This is a genomic window from Streptomyces sp. CA-251387 (assembly GCF_050936625.1).
Taxonomy (GTDB): Bacteria; Actinomycetota; Actinomycetes; order Streptomycetales; family Streptomycetaceae; genus Streptomyces.
Window position 1 is genome coordinate 6,079,744 of sequence record NZ_JBNJMJ010000001.1, and the last position, 19,063, is coordinate 6,098,806.

General features: G+C 66.7%; 18 protein-coding genes and 1 pseudogene. 15 read left to right on the top strand and 4 right to left on the bottom strand.

Annotated elements, in window-relative coordinates:
- Positions 1-31: 31 nt before the first annotated feature.
- The 15 genes and pseudogenes from ACQEV2_RS27360 (at position 32) to ACQEV2_RS27430 (ending at position 13,844) form a co-directional block, all read left to right on the top strand.
- Positions 32-613: a hypothetical protein gene (locus ACQEV2_RS27360; protein ID WP_433046814.1), complete on the top strand. Its 582-nt coding sequence runs from the start codon at positions 32-34 to the stop codon at positions 611-613.
- 7 nt (positions 614-620) lie between these two features.
- Positions 621-1,262, top strand: a complete 642-nt coding sequence (locus ACQEV2_RS27365) for an OmpA family protein (RefSeq protein ID WP_433046817.1) — start codon at positions 621-623, stop codon at positions 1,260-1,262.
- 36 nt (positions 1,263-1,298) lie between these two features.
- Complete coding sequence (locus tag ACQEV2_RS27370; protein WP_433046820.1) at positions 1,299-3,320, top strand: PrsW family glutamic-type intramembrane protease; 2,022 nt, start codon at positions 1,299-1,301, stop codon at positions 3,318-3,320.
- The gene (locus tag ACQEV2_RS27375; protein WP_433046823.1) at positions 3,317-3,733 is read left to right on the top strand and encodes a hypothetical protein; all 417 of its coding nucleotides are present in this window, start codon (positions 3,317-3,319) and stop codon (positions 3,731-3,733) included. The genes ACQEV2_RS27370 and ACQEV2_RS27375 overlap by 4 nt, the downstream gene beginning before the upstream one ends.
- Before the next feature lie 382 nt (positions 3,734-4,115).
- Positions 4,116-4,349 (top strand): annotated as a pseudogene (locus ACQEV2_RS27380) (Scr1 family TA system antitoxin-like transcriptional regulator); the annotation flags it as partial.
- An 8-nt stretch (positions 4,350-4,357) separates the two neighbouring features.
- Positions 4,358-4,552, top strand: a complete 195-nt coding sequence (locus ACQEV2_RS27385; RefSeq protein ID WP_433046826.1) for a hypothetical protein — start codon at positions 4,358-4,360, stop codon at positions 4,550-4,552.
- Between the two features lie 458 nt (positions 4,553-5,010).
- Complete coding sequence (locus ACQEV2_RS27390; RefSeq protein ID WP_433046829.1) at positions 5,011-5,601, top strand: hypothetical protein; 591 nt, start codon at positions 5,011-5,013, stop codon at positions 5,599-5,601.
- A 1,848-nt stretch (positions 5,602-7,449) separates the two neighbouring features.
- Complete coding sequence (mycP, locus tag ACQEV2_RS27395; RefSeq protein WP_433046832.1) at positions 7,450-8,667, top strand: type VII secretion-associated serine protease mycosin; 1,218 nt, start codon at positions 7,450-7,452, stop codon at positions 8,665-8,667.
- A gap of 146 nt (positions 8,668-8,813) precedes the next feature.
- A complete protein-coding gene (locus ACQEV2_RS27400; protein WP_433046835.1) occupies positions 8,814-9,278 on the top strand; it encodes a hypothetical protein in 465 nt (154 codons plus the stop codon).
- 9 nt (positions 9,279-9,287) lie between these two features.
- Positions 9,288-11,123 (top strand): alpha/beta hydrolase, encoded by a 1,836-nt coding sequence (locus tag ACQEV2_RS27405; protein WP_433046838.1) that lies wholly within the window; start codon positions 9,288-9,290, stop codon positions 11,121-11,123.
- A gap of 110 nt (positions 11,124-11,233) precedes the next feature.
- On the top strand, positions 11,234-11,755 hold the full coding sequence (locus ACQEV2_RS27410; RefSeq protein WP_433046841.1) for a hypothetical protein: 522 nt from the start codon (positions 11,234-11,236) through the stop codon (positions 11,753-11,755).
- Between the two features lie 268 nt (positions 11,756-12,023).
- Complete coding sequence (locus ACQEV2_RS27415) at positions 12,024-12,392, top strand: WXG100 family type VII secretion target (protein ID WP_433046844.1); 369 nt, start codon at positions 12,024-12,026, stop codon at positions 12,390-12,392.
- A gap of 56 nt (positions 12,393-12,448) precedes the next feature.
- Positions 12,449-12,745 (top strand): WXG100 family type VII secretion target, encoded by a 297-nt coding sequence (locus tag ACQEV2_RS27420; RefSeq protein WP_433046847.1) that lies wholly within the window; start codon positions 12,449-12,451, stop codon positions 12,743-12,745.
- Between the two features lie 255 nt (positions 12,746-13,000).
- Positions 13,001-13,396: a hypothetical protein gene (locus ACQEV2_RS27425; RefSeq protein ID WP_433046850.1), complete on the top strand. Its 396-nt coding sequence runs from the start codon at positions 13,001-13,003 to the stop codon at positions 13,394-13,396.
- Between the two features lie 109 nt (positions 13,397-13,505).
- Positions 13,506-13,844: a hypothetical protein gene (locus tag ACQEV2_RS27430; RefSeq protein ID WP_433046853.1), complete on the top strand. Its 339-nt coding sequence runs from the start codon at positions 13,506-13,508 to the stop codon at positions 13,842-13,844.
- 195 nt (positions 13,845-14,039) lie between these two features.
- On the opposite strand, the gene ACQEV2_RS27435 is transcribed toward ACQEV2_RS27430, so the two are convergent.
- From ACQEV2_RS27435 to eccD, 4 genes are all read right to left on the bottom strand, one after another.
- A complete protein-coding gene (locus ACQEV2_RS27435; RefSeq protein WP_433046856.1) occupies positions 14,040-14,324 on the bottom strand; it encodes a hypothetical protein in 285 nt (94 codons plus the stop codon).
- A gap of 164 nt (positions 14,325-14,488) precedes the next feature.
- Complete coding sequence (gene mycP, locus ACQEV2_RS27440; protein ID WP_433046859.1) at positions 14,489-15,736, bottom strand: type VII secretion-associated serine protease mycosin; 1,248 nt, start codon at positions 15,734-15,736, stop codon at positions 14,489-14,491.
- 16 nt (positions 15,737-15,752) lie between these two features.
- Positions 15,753-17,297, bottom strand: coding sequence for a type VII secretion protein EccB (gene eccB / locus ACQEV2_RS27445; RefSeq protein WP_433046862.1), 1,545 nt, complete (start codon positions 17,295-17,297; stop codon positions 15,753-15,755).
- A 42-nt stretch (positions 17,298-17,339) separates the two neighbouring features.
- A complete protein-coding gene (gene eccD, locus ACQEV2_RS27450) occupies positions 17,340-18,788 on the bottom strand; it encodes a type VII secretion integral membrane protein EccD (protein ID WP_433054817.1) in 1,449 nt (482 codons plus the stop codon).
- Positions 18,789-19,063: the final 275 nt, after the last annotated feature.

Sequence of the window (19,063 nt, forward strand, 5' to 3'; positions counted from 1 at the left end):
GCGAATGACGAGTGACGAAGGAATCAGAGGAATGAGCATTCGGTTCACTACGAAGGCCCACAGGGGCATGGTCGCGCTGACCGTTGCGGCTGGACTGGCCCTCGGCGTGGCCGGCTGCGGCAGCGGCGGGGACGACGACAAGAAGCCGGAGGCTTCGGCGCCCGCCACCACGAACGGTGGCTCCGACCCCAGTGCTCAGGAGGGACAAGCGGACGAACCCCTTGCGGAGTTGAAGGGCTCGGACGGACTGCTCCTCCAGATCACCTCTGCTCAGCGTGATTCCGGTGGTTTCGTCACCGTGAACGGGAGCCTGAAGAACGATGGGGCCAAGAGCATGTCGGTCCCGTCCGCGTTGAGCGGCAACGAGACCGAGATCACCAGGAACGGCCGTTCCCTCGGTGGTGCCACACTCGTCGACTCAAAGAGCAAGAAGCGGTACTACGTACTGCGGGACACGGACGGCCGTCCGCTGACGACCACGGGTTTCTCGACCCTCAAGGCCGGAGAAAGCCTGGCCGTGTTCATGCAGTTCCCATCTCCGCCCACGGACACGAGCGAGGTCACTTTCCAACTGCCGACTTTCGCCGCAGCCACCATCCAGATCTCCGGGTGAGGCAACCATGACCCGCACCCCCCGCCTCCCCCTCCCCCTCCCCCTCACCCTCACCGCAGCCACCCTCATGCTCGCCACCAACATCCTCGGCGCCACCACAGCCGAGGCGGCCGACGACCCCAGCGTCCCACCCGGCACCGAGGCCAGCGCCTCCGCCCCGGTCGAAGTGGACGCGAACGACCCCGACCTCAAGCTCCCGGAAGGCGCCACGCTCGCCGAACCCAAGGTCCTGGACATCAAGCAGGTCGTCGAGGACCAGGCCGGCGAGGAACGCCGAGAAGACACCAACACGGACGTGAAGTTCGCGCTCCAGGCGGAGGTCCTCTTCCCGAAGGACAGCGCAAAGCTGACCGGCGAGGCAAAGGCCCGTATCGCATCCATCGCGGAAGAGATCAAAACCCAGAACGCAACACGCATCCGCGTCTTCGGCTTCACCGACAACCTGGGCTCCTCGGCCCACGGCGACGTACTGTCCCGGAAACGCGCGAACGCCGTACAGGGAGTCCTGGAATCGGAGCTGAACGACTCCTCGATCACGTACGAGGTACGGGGCTACGGCGAGCAGTACCCCATCTCCTCCAACGCGACGGAGGCGGGCCGCAAGAAGAACCGAAGGGTGGAGGTCTCCTTCCCGCGCACGGAAGGCTGACTCGACACAACGGGGGAGACGCGCGTGACCGTACTCATGTCGGCCGCGGCACTTTATGGCGTCGTACAGCTCTTCGCTCTCTCCTGGCCGACGCGTTCCGTACGCCTCGCCACGGTTCTGCTGACCGTCCTCGTAGGTGTCTACGCCTGCGGAACGGCCACGGCGCTCCTGGAACTCACCTACACACGAACGATCGCCGCCCAAACGGGCCGCTCACTGGCCGAGGTCGTGAACACCACCGCCTACACCACGGCTCCATGGGTGGAGGAGCTGCTGAAGGTGTCACCCCTCCTCCTGGCAGGCCTGTACGCAAAGGTGCGCCGCCAATGGGGCCTGACAGACTTCACGATCCTGGGAGCCGCCCTCGGCGCAGGCTTCGGCCTGCTGGAAGCACTTCTTCGCTACTCCCTGGACGCGGACCGCGCCCTGGCCCGCCACGGCGGCTGGATCGTCCCGGACAGCCTGTCGGCGCCGTACATCCCGGGCCCGGGTGAGGTATTCACGTCGTGGCTCCCGGCCCCGGCTGCCGCCCTGAACCTGGGCCGGACAGGCGAGGTCACGGTCCCCACCTTCACCCACCTCGCGTGGACTGCTTTGGCCGGTCTGGCAGTTGGCATCTTGTGGCGGGCGCGAGTCCGGTTGAAGCCACTCGCGCTGATCCCCTTCGGCGCAGCAGTGGCCCACCACACCCTCAACAACTACGCGGCCGGGCACTCGGGCGGTGAGTCCGGCCAGTGGCTGGAAAACCTGGACGGCAAGCTGTGGGCCGCACCCCTTCTGGCACTGCTGTTGGCGATGACGGCGGACCTGGCCTGCCTGCGCCATGGCAAGCGGCGCCTCCCCGGCGTACTGCTGGCGGCGGAGCGGACGGACAAGGACTCCGCGGCGGCGCTGATCCGCTATGCGTCTCGGCGCTTTCCATGGACCCCCCTGATAGCCCTGCGCTTCATACGCCTGCGCCGCTCCCTCTGCTACTCCTGCACAGCTCCCGCGACCCCACTTCCCACCGCCGAACCCTTACACCGCTCAGTGGCCGACATCGCTGCCCGAATCGACGCCACGGACAACGCACAGTCATGGCGGCATACGGTCGCGATACGGGACCAGGTGAGAGCAGTCAGGTCCGCCGTGGGTGGGCCCCGCCGTAGACGGCTCCTGATCCTCATCCCCTGCGTTCTCGTGCTCCCGTCCGTTCTCTTCCTCGGCGTTGGCTCGTTCAAGTCGACAGCCGGACTACAGGACTACTTCACGACGGGCACCGGCCCGAAGATCTTGCGAGCCTTCGCCATAGCGGCCCTGATGTGGACCGCCTGGCTGCTGGCCACACTGCTACGCACCTGGCGACAAGCGACCACCCACCCCCTGGGCGAACAACTGGCCACGCACCGTTTCCGCACCGGATCAGCGCTGGGCTCCGCTACGGCCGGAACGCTCCTGCTCTGGCGAAGCTTGGGCGAAGCCGGCGCCGACGGAAGGGCGATCCCCGCCGCGCACCTGCTTGAAGCACTCGATCGATTCCTCATCTACCTCGGCTTCGCCCTGCTCCTCCTCTCCCTCCTGGCGCTCTTCCCGCCCGGGGCGGGCTTTGCCCTCGCTGGTGTCACCGCCATGGGCGAAGGGGCGTTGGGGACTGCACTTGCCGCGCGTCTGGGTGCCGCGGGTGTCGCCCTCATGGCTGCCGGCGCCGTCGGCGGAGGCGGCAACACTGGTGGCGGAAGCGGCGGATCGGGACAAGGGACGAACTCTTCTCCCGCGCAGCAGGGTCCGGCCGCTTCCGGCGACGCTGTCGGAGGCCACCGGACAGCGTCCGGAATCGCAAAATGGGCGCGCGAGCAAGGGTGGACCGAGACACAGACACAAAATGGCCCCCCGAAGTTCGTCGACGAGAACGGAATCGTCCGTGTCACCCTGAAGCAAGGGAGCAGCCGTGCCCCGGGAAGTGGCATGCCGCACGTGGAAATCAGAAATGCCCAAGGAGAGCGAATCGATCCGCAGGGGAACCCGGTCACAAGGAAGAGCCCTGGGAACCACACGCCGATTGTCTGGGACTTGCCGTGAACACTGAGAAGGTCGAATATCCGCAGCTGGCCGGATTCGAAAACCTCTACCTCGAGGACAGCTTCGTCCTTGGCATCGAGGCGACTCCAGCCCGCCTGGCCCTCGAGGTGGAGCTGGTCCTCACGCCGCAGCATCCTTCGTATCACCCGCCTGGCGCCGACGAGCAGAACTGCTACGCACGAGCCGTGATCGAATTCCAGAACGTGCGGGACCTCTCCTGGACCGGACAGGGAACGCCTCCAGCGCTGGATGCCTCCGGAGACAAGGACTATGGAGGCATCGACACCCTCTTCTGGAACGGATCTGTCTTTCACTTGGAGGGAGACTGGGGAGTGATCGAGGTGGCATCCGCCGGGCCCGTTGTGCGGCTGGGTCTCGACGACAGTGACGGGGCCGGCCCTGGAACCCGGTGAGCCGCGGTGAGCTACGGTTTCTACTACTGGTACCGAGCGGCCCCTCATGCCATGAGCGCGAAGCGTGTCGTAGCGGCCCTCGAAGCAAACGGCGTTGTGCTCCCCAACCCGTCGACCGGCGCCATTACCGCTGAGTGCGGGGCCGGAAGCAGCACAACGACACCCGCGGCAGACCGTCAGCGGCTCGCTCGCATAGCCCGCTCCGCCGCCGAGAAGCTTGTCGGCCGGATCGCCTGCCGAACCCAGCTGCCCGCCCTGCCCGACGATCAGCTGACGACCGTAGCGTCCACGCTTCGCCCCGCGCAGGCGTCGGGCGGTTCATGTCAATGGTTCGCTCGGCACATCAAGCAGCAAGGGCAAGGCCGGCTGCCCGACCGCGCCCTTGATCCCGGCTCCCAAGGGCGGGTTCCCCGGCGCGGGACACGCGCTGCTCTACGCCGACGGGCCTGTATCTCAACTCGACACTGTGCAGCTGGACTCGGCGCACGGACCGGAATTCACCCATGCCGAGGCCCAGCTCACGAAGTACCGTGCGCATCTGGACTGGATGGACGCCGCAGCGATGAGTCCGGAAGCATCACGTGACGTCATCCACAAGATCGCCCGAGAACTGTAGGAGGCGTCGTGAGCGATCGCATCACCTGGGAAGAGCCGTTCTGTGGTGAGGGCAACAACTGCTTCCGTCTCGGTACCGACCCCGACGGCAACGCCTATATCGCCATAGCCGGCGCCGAGGACACCTACCTCACCGATACCCGCGAAGCCCTCCGCGCGCTCATCCTCGACATCAAGGCGGGGAAGGTGGACCACCTGCTCTGACGCACCGCGTCGCCGCCGTTGCTCCGTACTGCCGCCGTCGGCACAGCAGGGCCGAGCCGGTCGCGTGAGCCGTGTCTTGCGACCGCTCCGGGGAAGGCTCGCGAGTGGTGCTTCTTGAGAACCTTCCGCATTCGCAACAAGGAATCTGACGTCGAGTGGGATGCGGCACTCGGGCCTGGAGGCAGTGCGGGGCGCTCGCGCGTCTAGCTGGTTCGTCGAACGCGGTGCGGAGTGGTCCCATCCGCTTCTGCGAGGCCATCGGCCCATGCGTACACTTTTCGGCCATCGACGGCGTCCACGACGACAGCGTCTGTCACGAATTCGTGACGGTCAGTTGCGACCGACTGTACCCAACTTGTCCGCTTGTGCGCTCACTTGCAGACGCAAAGCAGGTGTACGAATTGTCAGTGCCCGTAGCTAGAGTGAAACCTGACGCTTTGGCTAACGGGGAGGATGCTGTGGCGGACGACGTGCCGATCGACGCACCTGTGGCGGACCCAGCCGCATGGGCGGAGGGTTTCTTGGGGGGCCCAGTAGCATCGGCGGCCGCAGATGTATTCGGCGTCGGGTCGGGCCTCCAGGCAGCGGTTTCGGCTGCTGGTGACGTCATCACCGAGTTGCAGTCCTTCACGAAGTTCCGGGACCGCATCGACGCGCTCCTGCGTGACCTGCGGGAAGGCCCGGCCGGCCCGAAGCAGGTCGGACAGGACGCGATATCGAGAGCCAACTTCGGTGGCGGAGCTGCTGGTTGGGCTGAGGCAACCAGCCTCTTCACCTCGTACGAGACAGTGATCTCGGAATTGGAGAAGCTCTCCAAGCTCCTCACCGACTCCATCGAGGGCATGAGCATCGCGGTCCTGGCCTCGCACAAGGGCTACGAGAACGTGGACGCGGAGGTCAGCCAGCGCATGCTGGCGATCAGCAAGGACACGACCGAACACTACGGCGGAAGCTACGAGCCGCAGATCCCAGGTGCGCCCGGTGGGGAGACCACGAAGCCGGGCGGCGCCTCGGGGAGTGGCGACACGTCCGGCGCGTCGGGCTTCTGATGACGGTTGGTTAGGCATCACGGGGCACACGGGGATAACGGGGAGACGAGATGGGCGACAAGGGCAGGGGCGGCGGCAAGACGTCGTTCGAGAGCATGAGCCACGAGGACATGCTCGCCTGGCTGGATCAGGCCGACGCCAACACGGTCATCATCGCCGCGGCCAAACTCTTGCGGGTGGGCGCAGAGATCAAGAAGGTCGGCGAGGAGCTGAAGACGCGTCCGCAGTGGGTGAGTTGGAAGGGGGAGGGAGCCGACGCGTTCCGCAACTGGAGCGCAGACCTCGCGAATGCGACGCTGCGGCTGGCGGACTACAGCGAAGGCGCGTCAAAGTGGCTCCAGGAGGCTGCCGGCACGATCGCGAGCGTCCAGGCGTCGATCCCCCGGGACACGAAGTATGGCCAGTCCACCCTGGCCAAGGCGCAGGCAAACCTGGAAGCAGCGAAGGCGACGCCCAAGGACCCCGATTCGGCTTCCGTCACCCGTGACTCCACACGGGACATTCAGGCGGTCTTGGCCAAGCGGGAAGCGGAGCGGCAAGAGGCTGCTCGGCAGATGAAGAAGCTCGGGGAGTCCTACACGTTGTCTGCGGAGCAGATGGACGGGTTGGAGAAGCCGGTGTTTCCGCCGCCGCCCAAGGCTGTGATGCCGCCCCCTACCAAGGGCTTCGATACGCGTGAAGACTTCGTACCCACCGGTGGTGCCGCTGACGCGACCGCACCCAGAACGGTGGGATCAGCCGGGTCCAGTGGGCGAGCCAGTGGCTCCGTGGACCAGGGCGATGGCGCGAGCGGGTCGGTTGGCGCACCCGAGACCTCTGCCAGTGCTCCTGGAGCCCCTGCCGGAGGTGCTGTGCGTCCGCAGCCGACCACGGGGGTGGAGATCGACAGCGTTGCCACCCTGCCCGAGGCGCCAACTGCACCGTCGGGCCCGGCGAGTGGCCCGCCGATGGCGGGGGGACGGCCGGAGGGACTTCCGACGGTGCCCCCCGGAGTGGTTTCCCCGGTAAACGGGGGTGGACAAAGGCCAACCGGCCCTCCGGCAGGGGCAGGCCGCCCTTCCTCTGGATTCCGGCGCCCGGTGGCCCCTGGGCAGACTCCGATGAGCGCCGGACCTTCCGCCCAGCGCCCCGCCCCCGGAGGAGGGATCACGGGCGGAAGGCCAATGCCTTCGTCTCCGGGACGGGGCAACGGTGGTATCCCCCGGGGCACTGTGGTCGGCGGTGAGGGTGTGTACGGCCGTGGCTCAGCGGGCCAGCCCGTCGGTACCGGAAGGCCTGGGGCCGACCAGGGCGGAACGGGTAGTGGCCGACGCATCGCAGGACAGCCCGACGGCATTGTTGGTGGTCGCCCGCAGGGGCCGGAGGCCGTGAACGCCCGCCCCATCAGCGTCGGCGGCTCGCCCACGGCGCGTGGCACCGCACCCGGCGGTGGGACGGGTGGTCGTCGCTTCGCCTCGGAAACGGGCGGCATTGTCGGAGGCCGTCCCCAGCAGGCCGGGACAGGGAGTGCACGCCCCTTCACCCCGGGCGGCACTGGAGCGGCACACGGCATTTCGGGCGGCAGTGGACGCACTGCGGGCCCTGCAGGTCAAGGCGGCACGCGCGGCGGGCCGTCGGCCTCGGGCGCGGTGCGCAGGGCAGGCGAGCCGCAGCACGGTGCCGGACCGGTTGGGCGTGGCGGACCCGTGGTGCCGCCGGGCTCTCCTTCGGTGAAGTCTCGTAATGAGGATCGCCGAGGCGAGCGCCCCGACTACCTCACTGAAGATGAAGAGACCTGGCAGCAGGGCGTACGTCGCGCGACACCGCCCGTCGTGGACTGAACTCGTTAGGACTGCAAGAGGAATCCCCATGCCCACCAGCCAAATGCAGCGTCTCACCCACAGGGCCCTGCTGCCGGGAGTACTTGCAGCCCTGCTGATGGGCGTCGCCACCACGCCGTCCCATGCGGAGTCCATCCGTTCCCAGCAGTGGCATCTGACCGCCATGAAGGCGGAAGAGATGTGGAAGGTGACCAAGGGCGAGGGCGTCACCGTCGCGGTGATCGACAGCGGGGTCAACGACAAGAACCCCGACCTCGCGGGGCAGGTACTTGAGGGAAAGGACTTCGCGCCAAACGTCTCAGGTGATGAGCACACTGACTACCGTGGCCATGGCACGGGCATGGCCGCATTGATCGCCGGAACCGGCGAGAGCAGGGGAGGGGATGGGGCCTTCGGCCTCGCCCCCGGGGCGAAGATTCTGCCCATTCGGGTACGCGAGAAGGAAACCGTATTCCCCGAAGCAATCAGGTACGCCGCCGATGCAGGGGCCAAGGTCATCAACATTTCCATGGGGACCGAGGGATGGGCTGCTACTCCGGCCGTGCGGAAGCAAGAGAGCGACGCTGTGAAGTATGCCCTGGACAAGGGTGCTTTGATCTTCGCAGCTGTAGGCAACAACGGAGACTCGTCTCGCGCATACCCCGCCGCCACTCCGGGGGTCGTCGGGGTGGGAGCGATCGGCAAGGATCTCCGCAAGACAGATGAGTCACAGTACGGTCAACAGGTAGACCTGACTGCGCCAGGCATCGACATGGTTGCCGCTTGTGGCGGCAAGACGGGCCTGTGCAAGTCCCATGGCACGAGCGACGCCACCGCCATCGCCTCCGCGAGCGCGGCTCTCATCTGGTCGAAGCACCCTGACTGGACCAACAACCAGGTCCTCAGGGTCATGCTCAACACCGCAGCCGGCCCCACAAGCGGCGCCAAGCGAAACGACTACATCGGCTACGGAGTTGTGCGTCCCCGGATCGCCCTGAAGACCCCCGGCGATCCCGGTCCAGCCGACGAGTACCCTCTCCCCGACCTGGCCGCCGCGGAGCCCAAGTCGCCGTCTCCGAAGGCCTCCGAGTCCGCTGGGACCATGAACGAGGACAAGCAGTCCGCCGCCGCCCTTGCACGTGAGGATGACAGCGACACGGCTCTCTGGATCACGCTGGGCATAGGTGCTGCCACTCTGCTGGGTGCCGCAATCGCCATCCCTGTAGTGCGCGCCCGGCGCCGCAACACGACGTCCATCGCCCACTGAGTACGGATACTCAGACGCGCTGGTGGCAGATACGGATGGGGCACGTGATGCCGTGGCACTACCGTACTTCGCGACCACCGCAGCGTCGCGGCCGCACGTTCACAACCGTTCGACGGCATACGACACGACACGGGGAGGGGCCACGCATGGCGTGGGAGGAGTGGGAGCAGCTCAAGGCTGCGGTGGCCGAGCGGCACACCACGCAGATGCGACTCAACCAGCTGCCGGCTGATCCAGGAGGCGGCGGCTCAAGCGGTGGCGGCGTTACCGGCAAGGTGAGGTCTGACAAGGCCGCGTGGTCGAAGGCGGGAAAGGACGTCAGCGACCTGCGAGAGAACACCGGTAAGGCGCTGACGAAGCTGAAGGACGGCCAGACGGGGCTTGGCAAGGATCCCGGATGCCTGACCGCGGCGGCTCAGCAGGAGGTGTACGACTCCTGGGAGCGCCGGATCAGGGACATTACTGAGCTGTGCGGCGGGCTCGCTGAAGTGCTGGAGAAGACGGGCAACGACCAGTTGAGGACCGACGAGGCCATCAAGGCCGAGATCGCCGGCCTGAAGGTCCGCTCTGAGGATGCGCCGGCTGCTGGCAGCGCGGGCAAGGGGTGGTGATCCGGAAGCATGGACCTCAAGACGCTTAAGGCCATCAAGCCATTTGAGTACACGGAGGCGGCGGACGGGTACCGCGCGGCGAGTGACATGGCCGATGCGGCCAAGGAGCGTATCGACAAGCAGATCACCAAGGTCATTCAGGGTGCCAATGAGGGCGAGGCGGCGGAGGCGGCGCTCAGGCAGTTGAAGAAGCTGTCGGAGAACTTCCACTACACCCAGGTCGAGTGTGGCCTGGTCAGTGGTGCTCTCAACGGCTTCTCTTCCGAGATCGCCAGACCAAGGCGCCGCCTGCTTGAAGCCCTGGGGGACGCGGAGGCGCTGTCGTACACCGTTAACGCGGACGGCAGCGTCGTGTATCCCCCCGGTGGCAAAAATGAGGTGACCGATGACGCAATCCCCGGTGGAACGATCACAGGCAGCACCGGCCGGTACACCCCCGGATTGGGCCCGGACACCTCGGGCCTGCACAGCGCCAACCCCCACCGCGCAAAGGCCCAGTACATCGCCGACCGGATCGCCCACGCTGTCCAGGAAGCCACGGAGATCGACGACCGGTACAGCAAGGCGCTGGAGAAACTCAAGGCGGCGCCGGGGCTGACGGTCAACACCAAGACGTGGACGGACGTGGCTGCCGATGCCGACACGGTCAGCTCGGCTGCAAGCGAGTACATTCGTGATCAAATCCCGCTGGACAAATCGCCCGCCGACCGTAAAAAGTGGTGGGACGGCCTTAGCGATGAGGAGCGCGACGAATATAAGAGGGCGTTTCCGGAGATCATCGGCAACCTGGACGGAATCCCTTCCGCGGTTCGGGATGAGGTCAACCGTGAAAACCTGAATATCCTGATCGGCAAGCTCTCTAGTGAAGACGGGGACAAGGCCAAGACGCAGCTGGACGCTCTGAAGAGTATCCAGCAGCAACTGCAGGAAAATGCCGCGAAACAGTTGGTGGACCCGAAAGAGCCACCAATGTATCTGCTGGGGATCAGCGACCAAGGCCTTGGCCGGGCAGCCGTTGCTTTCGGGAACCCCGACACATCGAAGAACGTCTCGGCGTATGTTCCCGGTCTCGGCACTGCCCTGGACACAGCCTTTGCTCAGAATGACGTGAAGCGCGCCTATGACACTGCGGTTGGCGCCCGGGACAAGGATCCCTCCAGTGCATCCATCGTTTGGCTGGGCTATGACGCGCCCCAGCTCTCCGCTCCCTTGGACCCCGTCACATTGGTGTCCGACACGGATGTCATGTCCGCACACAAAGCAGAGAAGGGTGCGCCTGCGTACAACTCGTTCATGGGCGGAATCGCTGCGACGAATGATCACAAGGACCCGCACCTGGTTGCGATCGGACACTCCTACGGTTCCCGCCTAGTGGGGGCAGCAACGCAGGAGCCAGGGGGAGTCCCCGGAGCCGATGACATCATTCTTCTCGGGAGCCCTGGCGTGGGCGTCGACAAGGCGGAAGATCTTGGCGTCGGCAAGGACCACGTGTACGTGGGTGCGGCCGAGAACGACCCTGTCAGCCACCTGCCGTCGAAGCAGGAGGCCATGGCTGGCAGTGTTTTCTTCGGTGGCGGTCCGGCCGCTGTATACCTCGCCGGGGACATCGCGGACCAAGGCGATGACGATATCTGGTTCGGCAAGGACCCGGCCAGTGAGGCGTTTGGTGCCAGACGCTTTGAGGTGCTTGACGGTCCGATGCCGGTGGTCGATGGCCAGGGGCCGACTCCGGCGCATTCCAACTATTTCAACCCGGCCCAGGATAAAGATCCTGTATCCGCTGCCAACATTGCGGCCATCGTCGCGGGCCGTCCTGACCTCGTGACTTGGGATAAATACCGATGAAAATTCGTGCTGCAACCCTCGTAGCGTCGACTCTCATTGTTTCCGGTTGTGGCCTCACCGGCGACAGTGGAAGTGAAGGAAGGAAAGCGGGTGCGGCGAAGGAGTCAAACATGAACATGCAGGATGCGGCTGATCACGCCGAGGGCGTCATCGACGCGACCCTCAAGGCGATCAAGCCATCTGTCGAGGTAATGCGAGGGCCATCGACTGACTCCAGCTGCACCGATTTCAAGAATGACGGTACGGGTACCGGGTCGGTGACCCGTCGGCGCTATGTGATGACGATCATCTCGGCCGAGCGGCGTGGCAGCTTTCTCGGTGTCGTGGAGAACTACTGGAAGAAGGAGGGTTACAAGATCACGTCGGTTAGAAGAAACACCGACATGCCAGCGATCTTCGCGACCGCGCCGGACGGCTTCCAGGTCAGCCTGGAGTTCGGGTACAAGGGCCAAGCCGGGTTCCATGTCACCTCCCCGTGTGTCACGGAGTCCAAGGTGACCGAAGCGCCCAGGGAGCCTCTCAAGCCGGGCTCACCAGAATCCAAGGGGCTTCCTTACATTCACTCCGACTTCTGGTCGGCGAGCACCCCGATTTCGTCTTCCTCACCAACGCCGACTGCGGGCGGACGGTGATCCACGGCAGCGGTGTGCCGACGCAGGATCCGTGTCAACGACCCACGGACGTAGCAAACAGGGAGGCATGAGCGTCGTGCCGGGTGCTGGCGATGTCCGGGGCGCTGGAGGCCCCGAGTACGGGACCGTCACACTCCACGAGGCTGCAGCGGCCCATGAGCCACCCCGCGACGGATCGCACCGGACGTGCCACGCGCCGTTCAGCACGCAGCCTGTCCAAGCCATCGAACCCACCACAGCACCGGAAAGCACCGGAAAGGAAAAACAAATGGCAGGAACCCAGAAAGTCACGGACGACGTACTGCGGCAGTTCGAGCAGGAGCTCAACGAACGCTTCGGGTCAGTGAAGCAGCAGCTCCAGCAGCTGCACGCCGTGATCGACGGTGTGGAAGGCAAGTGGCAGGGCCAGGGTGCCGTGTCCTTCGACCGGAAGCAGACCGAGATCAACGAGCGCATGGCCCACATCGGCAACCTGCTCGTCCGCTTCCAGAACGCGGTCAACGACAACCGCCGCATCGCCGGCAGCACCGACGAAGAGATCTACCAGGCCCTGGCGGGCATCGACACGGGCGGCTCCGGCTCGGCCGGCAGTGCCCTCCCGGCGTCGGGCAAGCCCTCGGCCTTCTCCGGCATGTAGCAAACCGTCGCTTCAAACCTTCAGAGCAGCAGACACGGAAGGCAGTTGGAGAAGCTATGGCAGTAGACAACGGCACAATGCTCGTCACCTACGCGGAACTTGAGCGGGCCGCAGGGGACATCACCGCCCAGGCCAAGAAGCTGGACACGGACCTGGAGGCCCTCCAGAGGCGAATGAAGGAACTCTCGGCCTTCTTCGAGGGCGAGGCCAAGACCGCGGCGGACGGCCTTCACCGCGAGTGGGACATCAAGGCCAGGGAGATCCACCAGGCCTTGAATTCCATCGCGAACGCAGTACGCGAGGCGAGCGCGGCCTACAGCGCCGCCGACCGTAAGGCCGCCGCCAACTACTAACAGCGGTCAACGGAACCGGGGTGGGCACGCACGGGAGGTGTCCACCCCACCTCCGGAACAGAAAAGGCTGCAGGAAAGAGATCGGGAAGTCCGAGAAGGGCACTGATGGCGTGAGGTGCTTCGCGACAGGCGCGCTCAAGCGCCAGCAGTTCCTCCGCGCTCTCACCCTTCCAGTTTGGGGAGGCGATGGGCCGTCTTTGGGACAAACTGACCGGCACGAGGCACCCTGACAGCAGGGTCGCACCGCTGCCGAGCATGGAGGTCCGGGCCGCACTGCTCGCGCTCAACGGGCCGGACGTGCCGTACCGGGTGCGCAACGCTCTCCCAGCCGAGAAGGCTGACCTGGTCGCGGAGTGCCGGATTCCACGGGTGGGTGTGACCCTCAAGACTCGGATGCTCCTGATCCCGGAGAAGCATGAGGTGCGTTTCCTTGACGAGCGATGGGAGAACAGTTCTTCCGACAACGCCAGTGGGCAGTACGGACGTGGGCACGCACCTGCGGTGTACCGGCAGTGGGAGACCAAGCAGGGCCCCGACGGCCATCGGCGTAAGGTCGAGACGTTTCGCTTCGACACGCGGGAGATGACGGACCCCCTGCGGAACGCAGTCCTCGGTGCCGGATGGATTTGCCGGGGAGCGTTCAAGCTCTGATCGGCCGGTGACACGCGCGTGCGACGACACCTCTATGAGTAGTTGGCGAAGCCCCTGATGAGTAGTCGCACTCATGTTGTCACCCGGTCCCCGACCACAGACTCGACCTGTGAACGTCACCCGGAACGTCAAACCCCGTGATCTGGCCGACTGGCCGGCCTGCCGTTACCTCGCCCTGTTCTTCTGGAGCTGGGCGACGCTGCTCACGTTCGGGCCTGTCCTTCTCCTGGCTGTTCTGTCCCTCGCCTGGATGCAGCCGCTGACGTCGGTAGTCCCGTCCGCGACAGTGACCGTGATCCAGGTCGGCCTCACTGCAGCGGTATTGACTCCCCGTTACTTCGCCCCCGGCGTTGCTCGTCTCGCCCGCTCCGCCCGGTTCGCACTGCTGGGCCCCCTGGCCGTGGCCATCGTTCTGGCCGTGTTCCTTTGCGTCGGTCCCCACGTTTGATCACAGGGGGTCATCCGCTGGCAGCGTCGCAGTCGTAGTTGTCCACCGTCGAAGTGCGCGTCGTAGAGGGGATCCACGACCTACCAGGCACCTTGGCGTCCGGTTTCAATCTGCTGATAGGCGTTCGAGTACGGTCGCGCCGATCACCGAGCAGGACCACGGGCCGGCTCATGACGTACGCGTCCAGGAGTCCCCTCACTTGAGCTCTGGCTTGGTTTGGCGGGCCAAGCGGAACAGGACTTGGGAGTACACGATGGTCGTTGCTCCGATGATCGTCGGGATGACCGCGAGCGCGAGTATGCCCACCAGTGAGTGGCTGGTTTCGGCGTATTTGCCGAATCTGCGGTATCCCCTGTCGTCGTCCACCAGCAACCGATAGCCGAACCACCCCCACATCGCCAACGACAGCAGCATCCACCCGATCGACCACTTCTCGATCCGATGCGCGTCCCGGCGGAACTTTTCTATGTCGACTGTCATCTCTCTCCCCCTTCACTGGTGATCAGTGGCCAGTGCACCACGACGCCAGGTGCCCGTCTGTCTCTGGTGGTGCTGCGCTGCCATGAAGGCTGTCACTCCAGCCCTTTGACCTGCGAATACAAGTTGGCGGAGGCTCACTGGGTCCGCTAGCTCAGATGCTGGTGTCACGCCCGCGAGCCCCCGGCCCTCCTCCGGCCGTCCCTCATGGCTACCGCCCCGCCCGCGATGACCGCCACCAGTACCAAGCTGCCCACCACCACAAAGGTCCCGACGCGAACAGCCCGCTCCTGCGGGGTTTCCCCGAGGGGGAGTTGGGCCACGGTGGGGGGCTCGGCCTGCCCGGCGCCGACGTTGCTCGGCACGGGAGATTTGATCGGTCTGTCATCCTCCGTCAGGGCCCGTACGGGGTCGACGACTCCCCAGCCGACCAGGCGGTCATGGCCAGGGATGGAGCGCTCCGCGGTCTGCATGATCTGGGCGGTGATCTGCTCCTGCGTCCAGTCTCGGTGCTTGGCCTTGATGAGGGCGGCGATCCCGGCGACGTAGGGGGCGGAGAAGCTCGTGCCGTTGTCGGCGCAGTGCCCGCCGCCGGGGACGGTGGAGACCATGTCGACGCCGGGGGCTGCGACGTCGACGAAGTCGCCCGACTGGGAGAAGGCCGCGCGTTCGTTGTTGCGGTCCGCGGCGGCTACCGCCAGGACGCCGTCGTACGAAGCCGGGTAGGTCTTCTTTACGTTGCCGTCGAGGCCGTCGTTGCCCGCCGAGGCCACGATGACGATCTCCTTGGCCAGGGCGTTGTCCACCGCCCGCTTCAGGCTCGAGGTGGGAACGACCGCGTTGGCCGTGTCCTGGGAGATGTTGATGATGTCGGCCTTGGCCTCGTTGGCGGCGTAGTCGATGGCCGCCGCCAGGGTCTTGGTGTCGCCGTGGCCCTCCGCGTCGTTCTGCTGGATCGGGATGATCGTCGCCTTGGGGGCCAGGCCGACGAAGCCCGTGCCCTTGGCTGGCCTGGCAGCGATGATTCCGGCGACCTTCGTGCCGTGGCCCACCACGTCGGTGGTGCCGTCCTCGCGGCCGCGCTGGATCTTGTTGCCGTTGTCGTCCTTGAGGTTCTTCGGGAGGTAATTGCGGCCGCTCTTGACGTCCACCGCCGGGGTGAGCTGGGGGTTCTTGACGTCCACACCCGTGTCGATGACCGCGACGCGCACGCCCTCGCCCGTGGACTGCTTCCACAGCTCGTCCAGCATGACCCGTTGCAGCGCCCAGGGGCGGCCCTCGTACGACTTGCCGCCGAAGGTGCACTGATCCTCCGTACCGGCGGCGGTGGCCGCAGGCGCCGGGAATCCCGCGACGACCGCGAGGGTGGCAGCGGCCGTTCCGGCGAGGCGGCGCAAGAAGCGATCCGTACGCATTGCTCGGCCCGCCCCCTCACGATCCCTGCGGCTGCCGAGCCGCCCCCGTCGACAGCCGCGGCCCCGTCGGCAGGAACGCGGACCACTCGGCCGGGATCGGGGCCGGTGTCACGTCCTTGTAGCCGAGGCGGTTCTGTGCCTGCTGAGCCTCCTGCAGCGCTGCCTCACGCTGTTCCCGCCGCTCGGCAGCCGAGCCCGAGGAGCCGATGCCCGCGTCGTCCGTCTCGCTGTCACCGTTGGACTGCATCGCATAGCGCAGGCCGGTGTCAGTGACCAGGAAGAAGAAGCCGGAGCTGGTCGACGAGCCCGTGAACTGGCGGAAGAACTGCCCCGATCCGGGGGTGACGTACGCGCTGCTCGAACCCGTGGGAAGCGTGGCGGGGAAGGCCCTGCCCGCCCAGGTGTTCAGGGTCGTGGCGCCGTTGTCCTCGTCCACGTCGCGCAGGACGTTGCACAGCGTGTTGCGGCTGCCCTCGTCGGTGCTCGCCGAGTTGACCGGCTCAGGCTGCTGCTGAGGCCAGGTCTTCTCCGCGCCGAAAGGCGCCCCGGGTGTGAAGCTGCCGGCGCTGACAGGCATCGCTCGGCTCGCCTGCCCGAGGCCGGTCAGGTCCCGGCTGCTGAGCAGGAGCTTCGCGATGAAGTCGGAGACCGGTGCGACCCGCCCCCGCAGGACGACGTACTTCTGCATCCTGGTACCGGATGGTGCCTCCAGGACCATGCCCACCTTGTTCGCCTCGGTCGGCAGCCGGCCCGGGATCCCAGCGTCGGTGCCGGGTGTGCCGGGGATCGTCGGAAAGGCGATGGTGTCGCCCCGGTGGAGGGTCTTCAGCCAGCCGGCTGACACCCTCTGGGGCTGTCGGCCCTCGCCGACGACCGTGCGCAGCAGCAGTTCCTCGTTTTCCACGGGGTACGCCGTTCCCTGGGCGTCGACGACGTAGCGCATGCGGTCCGGGCCCGGGCCTTCCACGTACATCAGCTCGCCGCCGCGCAGCCGCTCCGCCCCTTCGGTCCGGTCCATGTCGCGAGCGGCGAGGATGAAGGCCGCCTTCTGGATGGCACGGCCGCCTTCACCGGGCCGTTCGCAGACCACCCAGCGCTTCTTCGATCCGGCTTCGTCGGCGTCGGGCAGACGGTCGGGGGCGTAGGGGATGCCGAGGGTGGGGCCGTGCGGGATCCTGCCGTTGTCGAGCACCGATTCGTCGACGTTGATGACCTTGCCCTTGTCGGGCTGCAGCAGCAGCTTCGCCGAGGACATGTTCAGCACCGGGTGCAGTTGTGCCTTGCCGTCGGTCTTGAGGATGACGTACCGCGTGGTCGACTTGCTGGAGATGATGATGTTCTCCCCGGGCTTGTCCCAGCCCTGCGGCGCGGCGGGCTTGAACATGCCCCAAGCACCGAACGCCGCGAGGATGACCGTCGCGACGATCGCACCCGGCACGACCGCGCGCAGCGGGCGGGGCCAACCCTCCTCCGTGCCGTTCGGGTTGGGCTGCAGGAACTGCCCGACCAGGCGCCGTCGCGCGAAGGTGTAGGCGTTGAGTTCATCCCGCCGTGATGCCATGGTTCCGCTGCCTCTTCCTCAAAGCCCGTCAGCCCGTTGCCCTCACGAAGAGAGCGAGCGCATCTGCTGGTACGCCCCGAACACCGCGAGACACAGCGGCAGCAGTGTCAGCAGGACGAAACTCTCGGCGATCTCGAGGAATCGGCCCCAGAACGGGGTGACCCCCTTGCTGGGGACGACCAGCGCGATCGTGGCGATCGCTCCGGCGACGACGGCGACCGCGACCGACAGCCAGACCAGCCTGATGTCGAGGGCCGTACCGTCACCTCGTAGCGCCTCCAGGACCATCCAGCCGGGTGGGTTGAGGGAGAGCCCGAGTCCCAGGAGCACGAGCGAGGCGAGGCCCGCCGCGAGCGTGCAGGCCACCTGAACGGTGTGCCGGAACAGATGGGCGCGCATCAGCAGGGCCAATCCGGTGGCGAGCGCGAGCAGTTGGGCCCACAGGTCGTCGGAGAACCCGAGCACTGCGGTCGCAGCCGTCGCGACGAGCGCGCAACCGCCGACCAGGCCGAGCAGCAGCTCGTGGCCCCGCCGTGCCTGAGCGGCGATGCGGTCGGCGTCGACCGCGGCGCGTGCCCCGGCGCCATCGCCATGGCCGGCGCCGTCGTCATCCGCGTCGTCGTAGCCGCTGCCGACGGCGGTGCGCGGTGGGTCGAAGCCGATGGGAAGGCGGGCGAAACGCGTGGCGAGGCCCGGCAGGAAGGCGAGGGTGCCCAGGGCGAGCGGGGAGCAGACCGCCGCGGTCTCGACCGGCCGCATCTCGGCGAGGATCGACACGAACGTCAGCAGCATGCCGACGGCCGAAGCGAACGCGAAGGCGACGAAGGGACCGTCCCCGCTCGGCGTGAGGATCACCAGGACGACTGATCCCACCAGCACGGCGGCGCAGGCGAGCAGGAACTGCAGCCTGCCGATGCCCTCTCCGGCCGGCAGCGCGACCAGTCCGCTGCCGGCAACCCCCAGATTCGCGAGGGCACCTGTGCCGAAGGCCACGCACGATCCACGATCGCCGTACACCCGGGCGCGTACGGCGGCGATCGCCAGGAGCACCACGCCCGAGACCGCGGCCACGAGGCCCGGGAGGCCGTGCATGTCGTGGCGGACGTCGGAGCTCCAGGCCACGAAGGCGAGCAGGATCAGCAGCACACTGCCGCCGAAGAGTCCGGCGGCGCGCAGGAGTTCGTCGTTCCACAGCGCGCGGTCGCGGGTGACAGCGCTGGCCGTAGCGTGCGAGACGTCGTCGAACACCGCGGGCGGGAGGGATTCGGCGAAGGGGCGCAGTAGCAGGAACTCGCCGTCGGCGATGCGCTGCGTGGCGAGCGAGCGTGCCTCGTCGAGCACCGTCCCGTCCCGGCGCACCAGGTGGTACCCGACCGGGGCGCCGGGGGCCGGACTCTGCCCCGACAGGCGCAGGATCTCCGGATAGAGGTGCGCGAGCGGAATGTCGTCGGGCAGCGCCACATCGATACGGCTGTCCGGCGCCGCCACGATGACGCGGCGGAAGCCGGTGCTGCGAGCGGTCGGCGTCCCCGGTCCCGTAAAGGCCCCCGGTCCCGCATAACCGCCGGTGTTTCCCGTCGCTCGAACCGTCCCCGTCGTAGGCACCTACTGCTCCCCCTCGCGGTGCTTTTCAGATCGCGGGCCGCGCCCCTGCCCCGTTCGCTGTCCCGTTCCTTCGCGTGTCCGTTCTCATTCCGAATCGCCGTGAATGGCCCGGAAGCCATTGCTTGTTCGCGGGTTTCGCGGGTGCGCACACGCGTGACCGC

Bases quoted from the DNA above. Each gene is read 5' to 3' on its own strand.
- ACQEV2_RS27360 (WP_433046814.1), top strand. From the start codon at position 32: ATGAGCATTCGGTTCACTACGAAGGCCCACAGGGGCATGGTCGCGCTG.
- ACQEV2_RS27365 (WP_433046817.1), top strand. From the start codon at position 621: ATGACCCGCACCCCCCGCCTCCCCCTCCCCCTCCCCCTCACCCTCACC.
- ACQEV2_RS27370 (WP_433046820.1), top strand. From the start codon at position 1,299: ATGTCGGCCGCGGCACTTTATGGCGTCGTACAGCTCTTCGCTCTCTCC.
- mycP (WP_433046832.1), top strand. From the start codon at position 7,450: ATGCCCACCAGCCAAATGCAGCGTCTCACCCACAGGGCCCTGCTGCCG.
- ACQEV2_RS27400 (WP_433046835.1), top strand. From the start codon at position 8,814: ATGGCGTGGGAGGAGTGGGAGCAGCTCAAGGCTGCGGTGGCCGAGCGG.
- ACQEV2_RS27405 (WP_433046838.1), top strand. From the start codon at position 9,288: ATGGACCTCAAGACGCTTAAGGCCATCAAGCCATTTGAGTACACGGAG.
- ACQEV2_RS27410 (WP_433046841.1), top strand. From the start codon at position 11,234: ATGAACATGCAGGATGCGGCTGATCACGCCGAGGGCGTCATCGACGCG.
- ACQEV2_RS27415 (WP_433046844.1), top strand. From the start codon at position 12,024: ATGGCAGGAACCCAGAAAGTCACGGACGACGTACTGCGGCAGTTCGAG.
- ACQEV2_RS27420 (WP_433046847.1), top strand. From the start codon at position 12,449: ATGGCAGTAGACAACGGCACAATGCTCGTCACCTACGCGGAACTTGAG.
- ACQEV2_RS27425 (WP_433046850.1), top strand. From the start codon at position 13,001: ATGGAGGTCCGGGCCGCACTGCTCGCGCTCAACGGGCCGGACGTGCCG.
- ACQEV2_RS27435 (WP_433046856.1), bottom strand. From the start codon at position 14,324: ATGACAGTCGACATAGAAAAGTTCCGCCGGGACGCGCATCGGATCGAG.
- mycP (WP_433046859.1), bottom strand. From the start codon at position 15,736: ATGCGTACGGATCGCTTCTTGCGCCGCCTCGCCGGAACGGCCGCTGCC.
- eccB (WP_433046862.1), bottom strand. From the start codon at position 17,297: ATGGCATCACGGCGGGATGAACTCAACGCCTACACCTTCGCGCGACGG.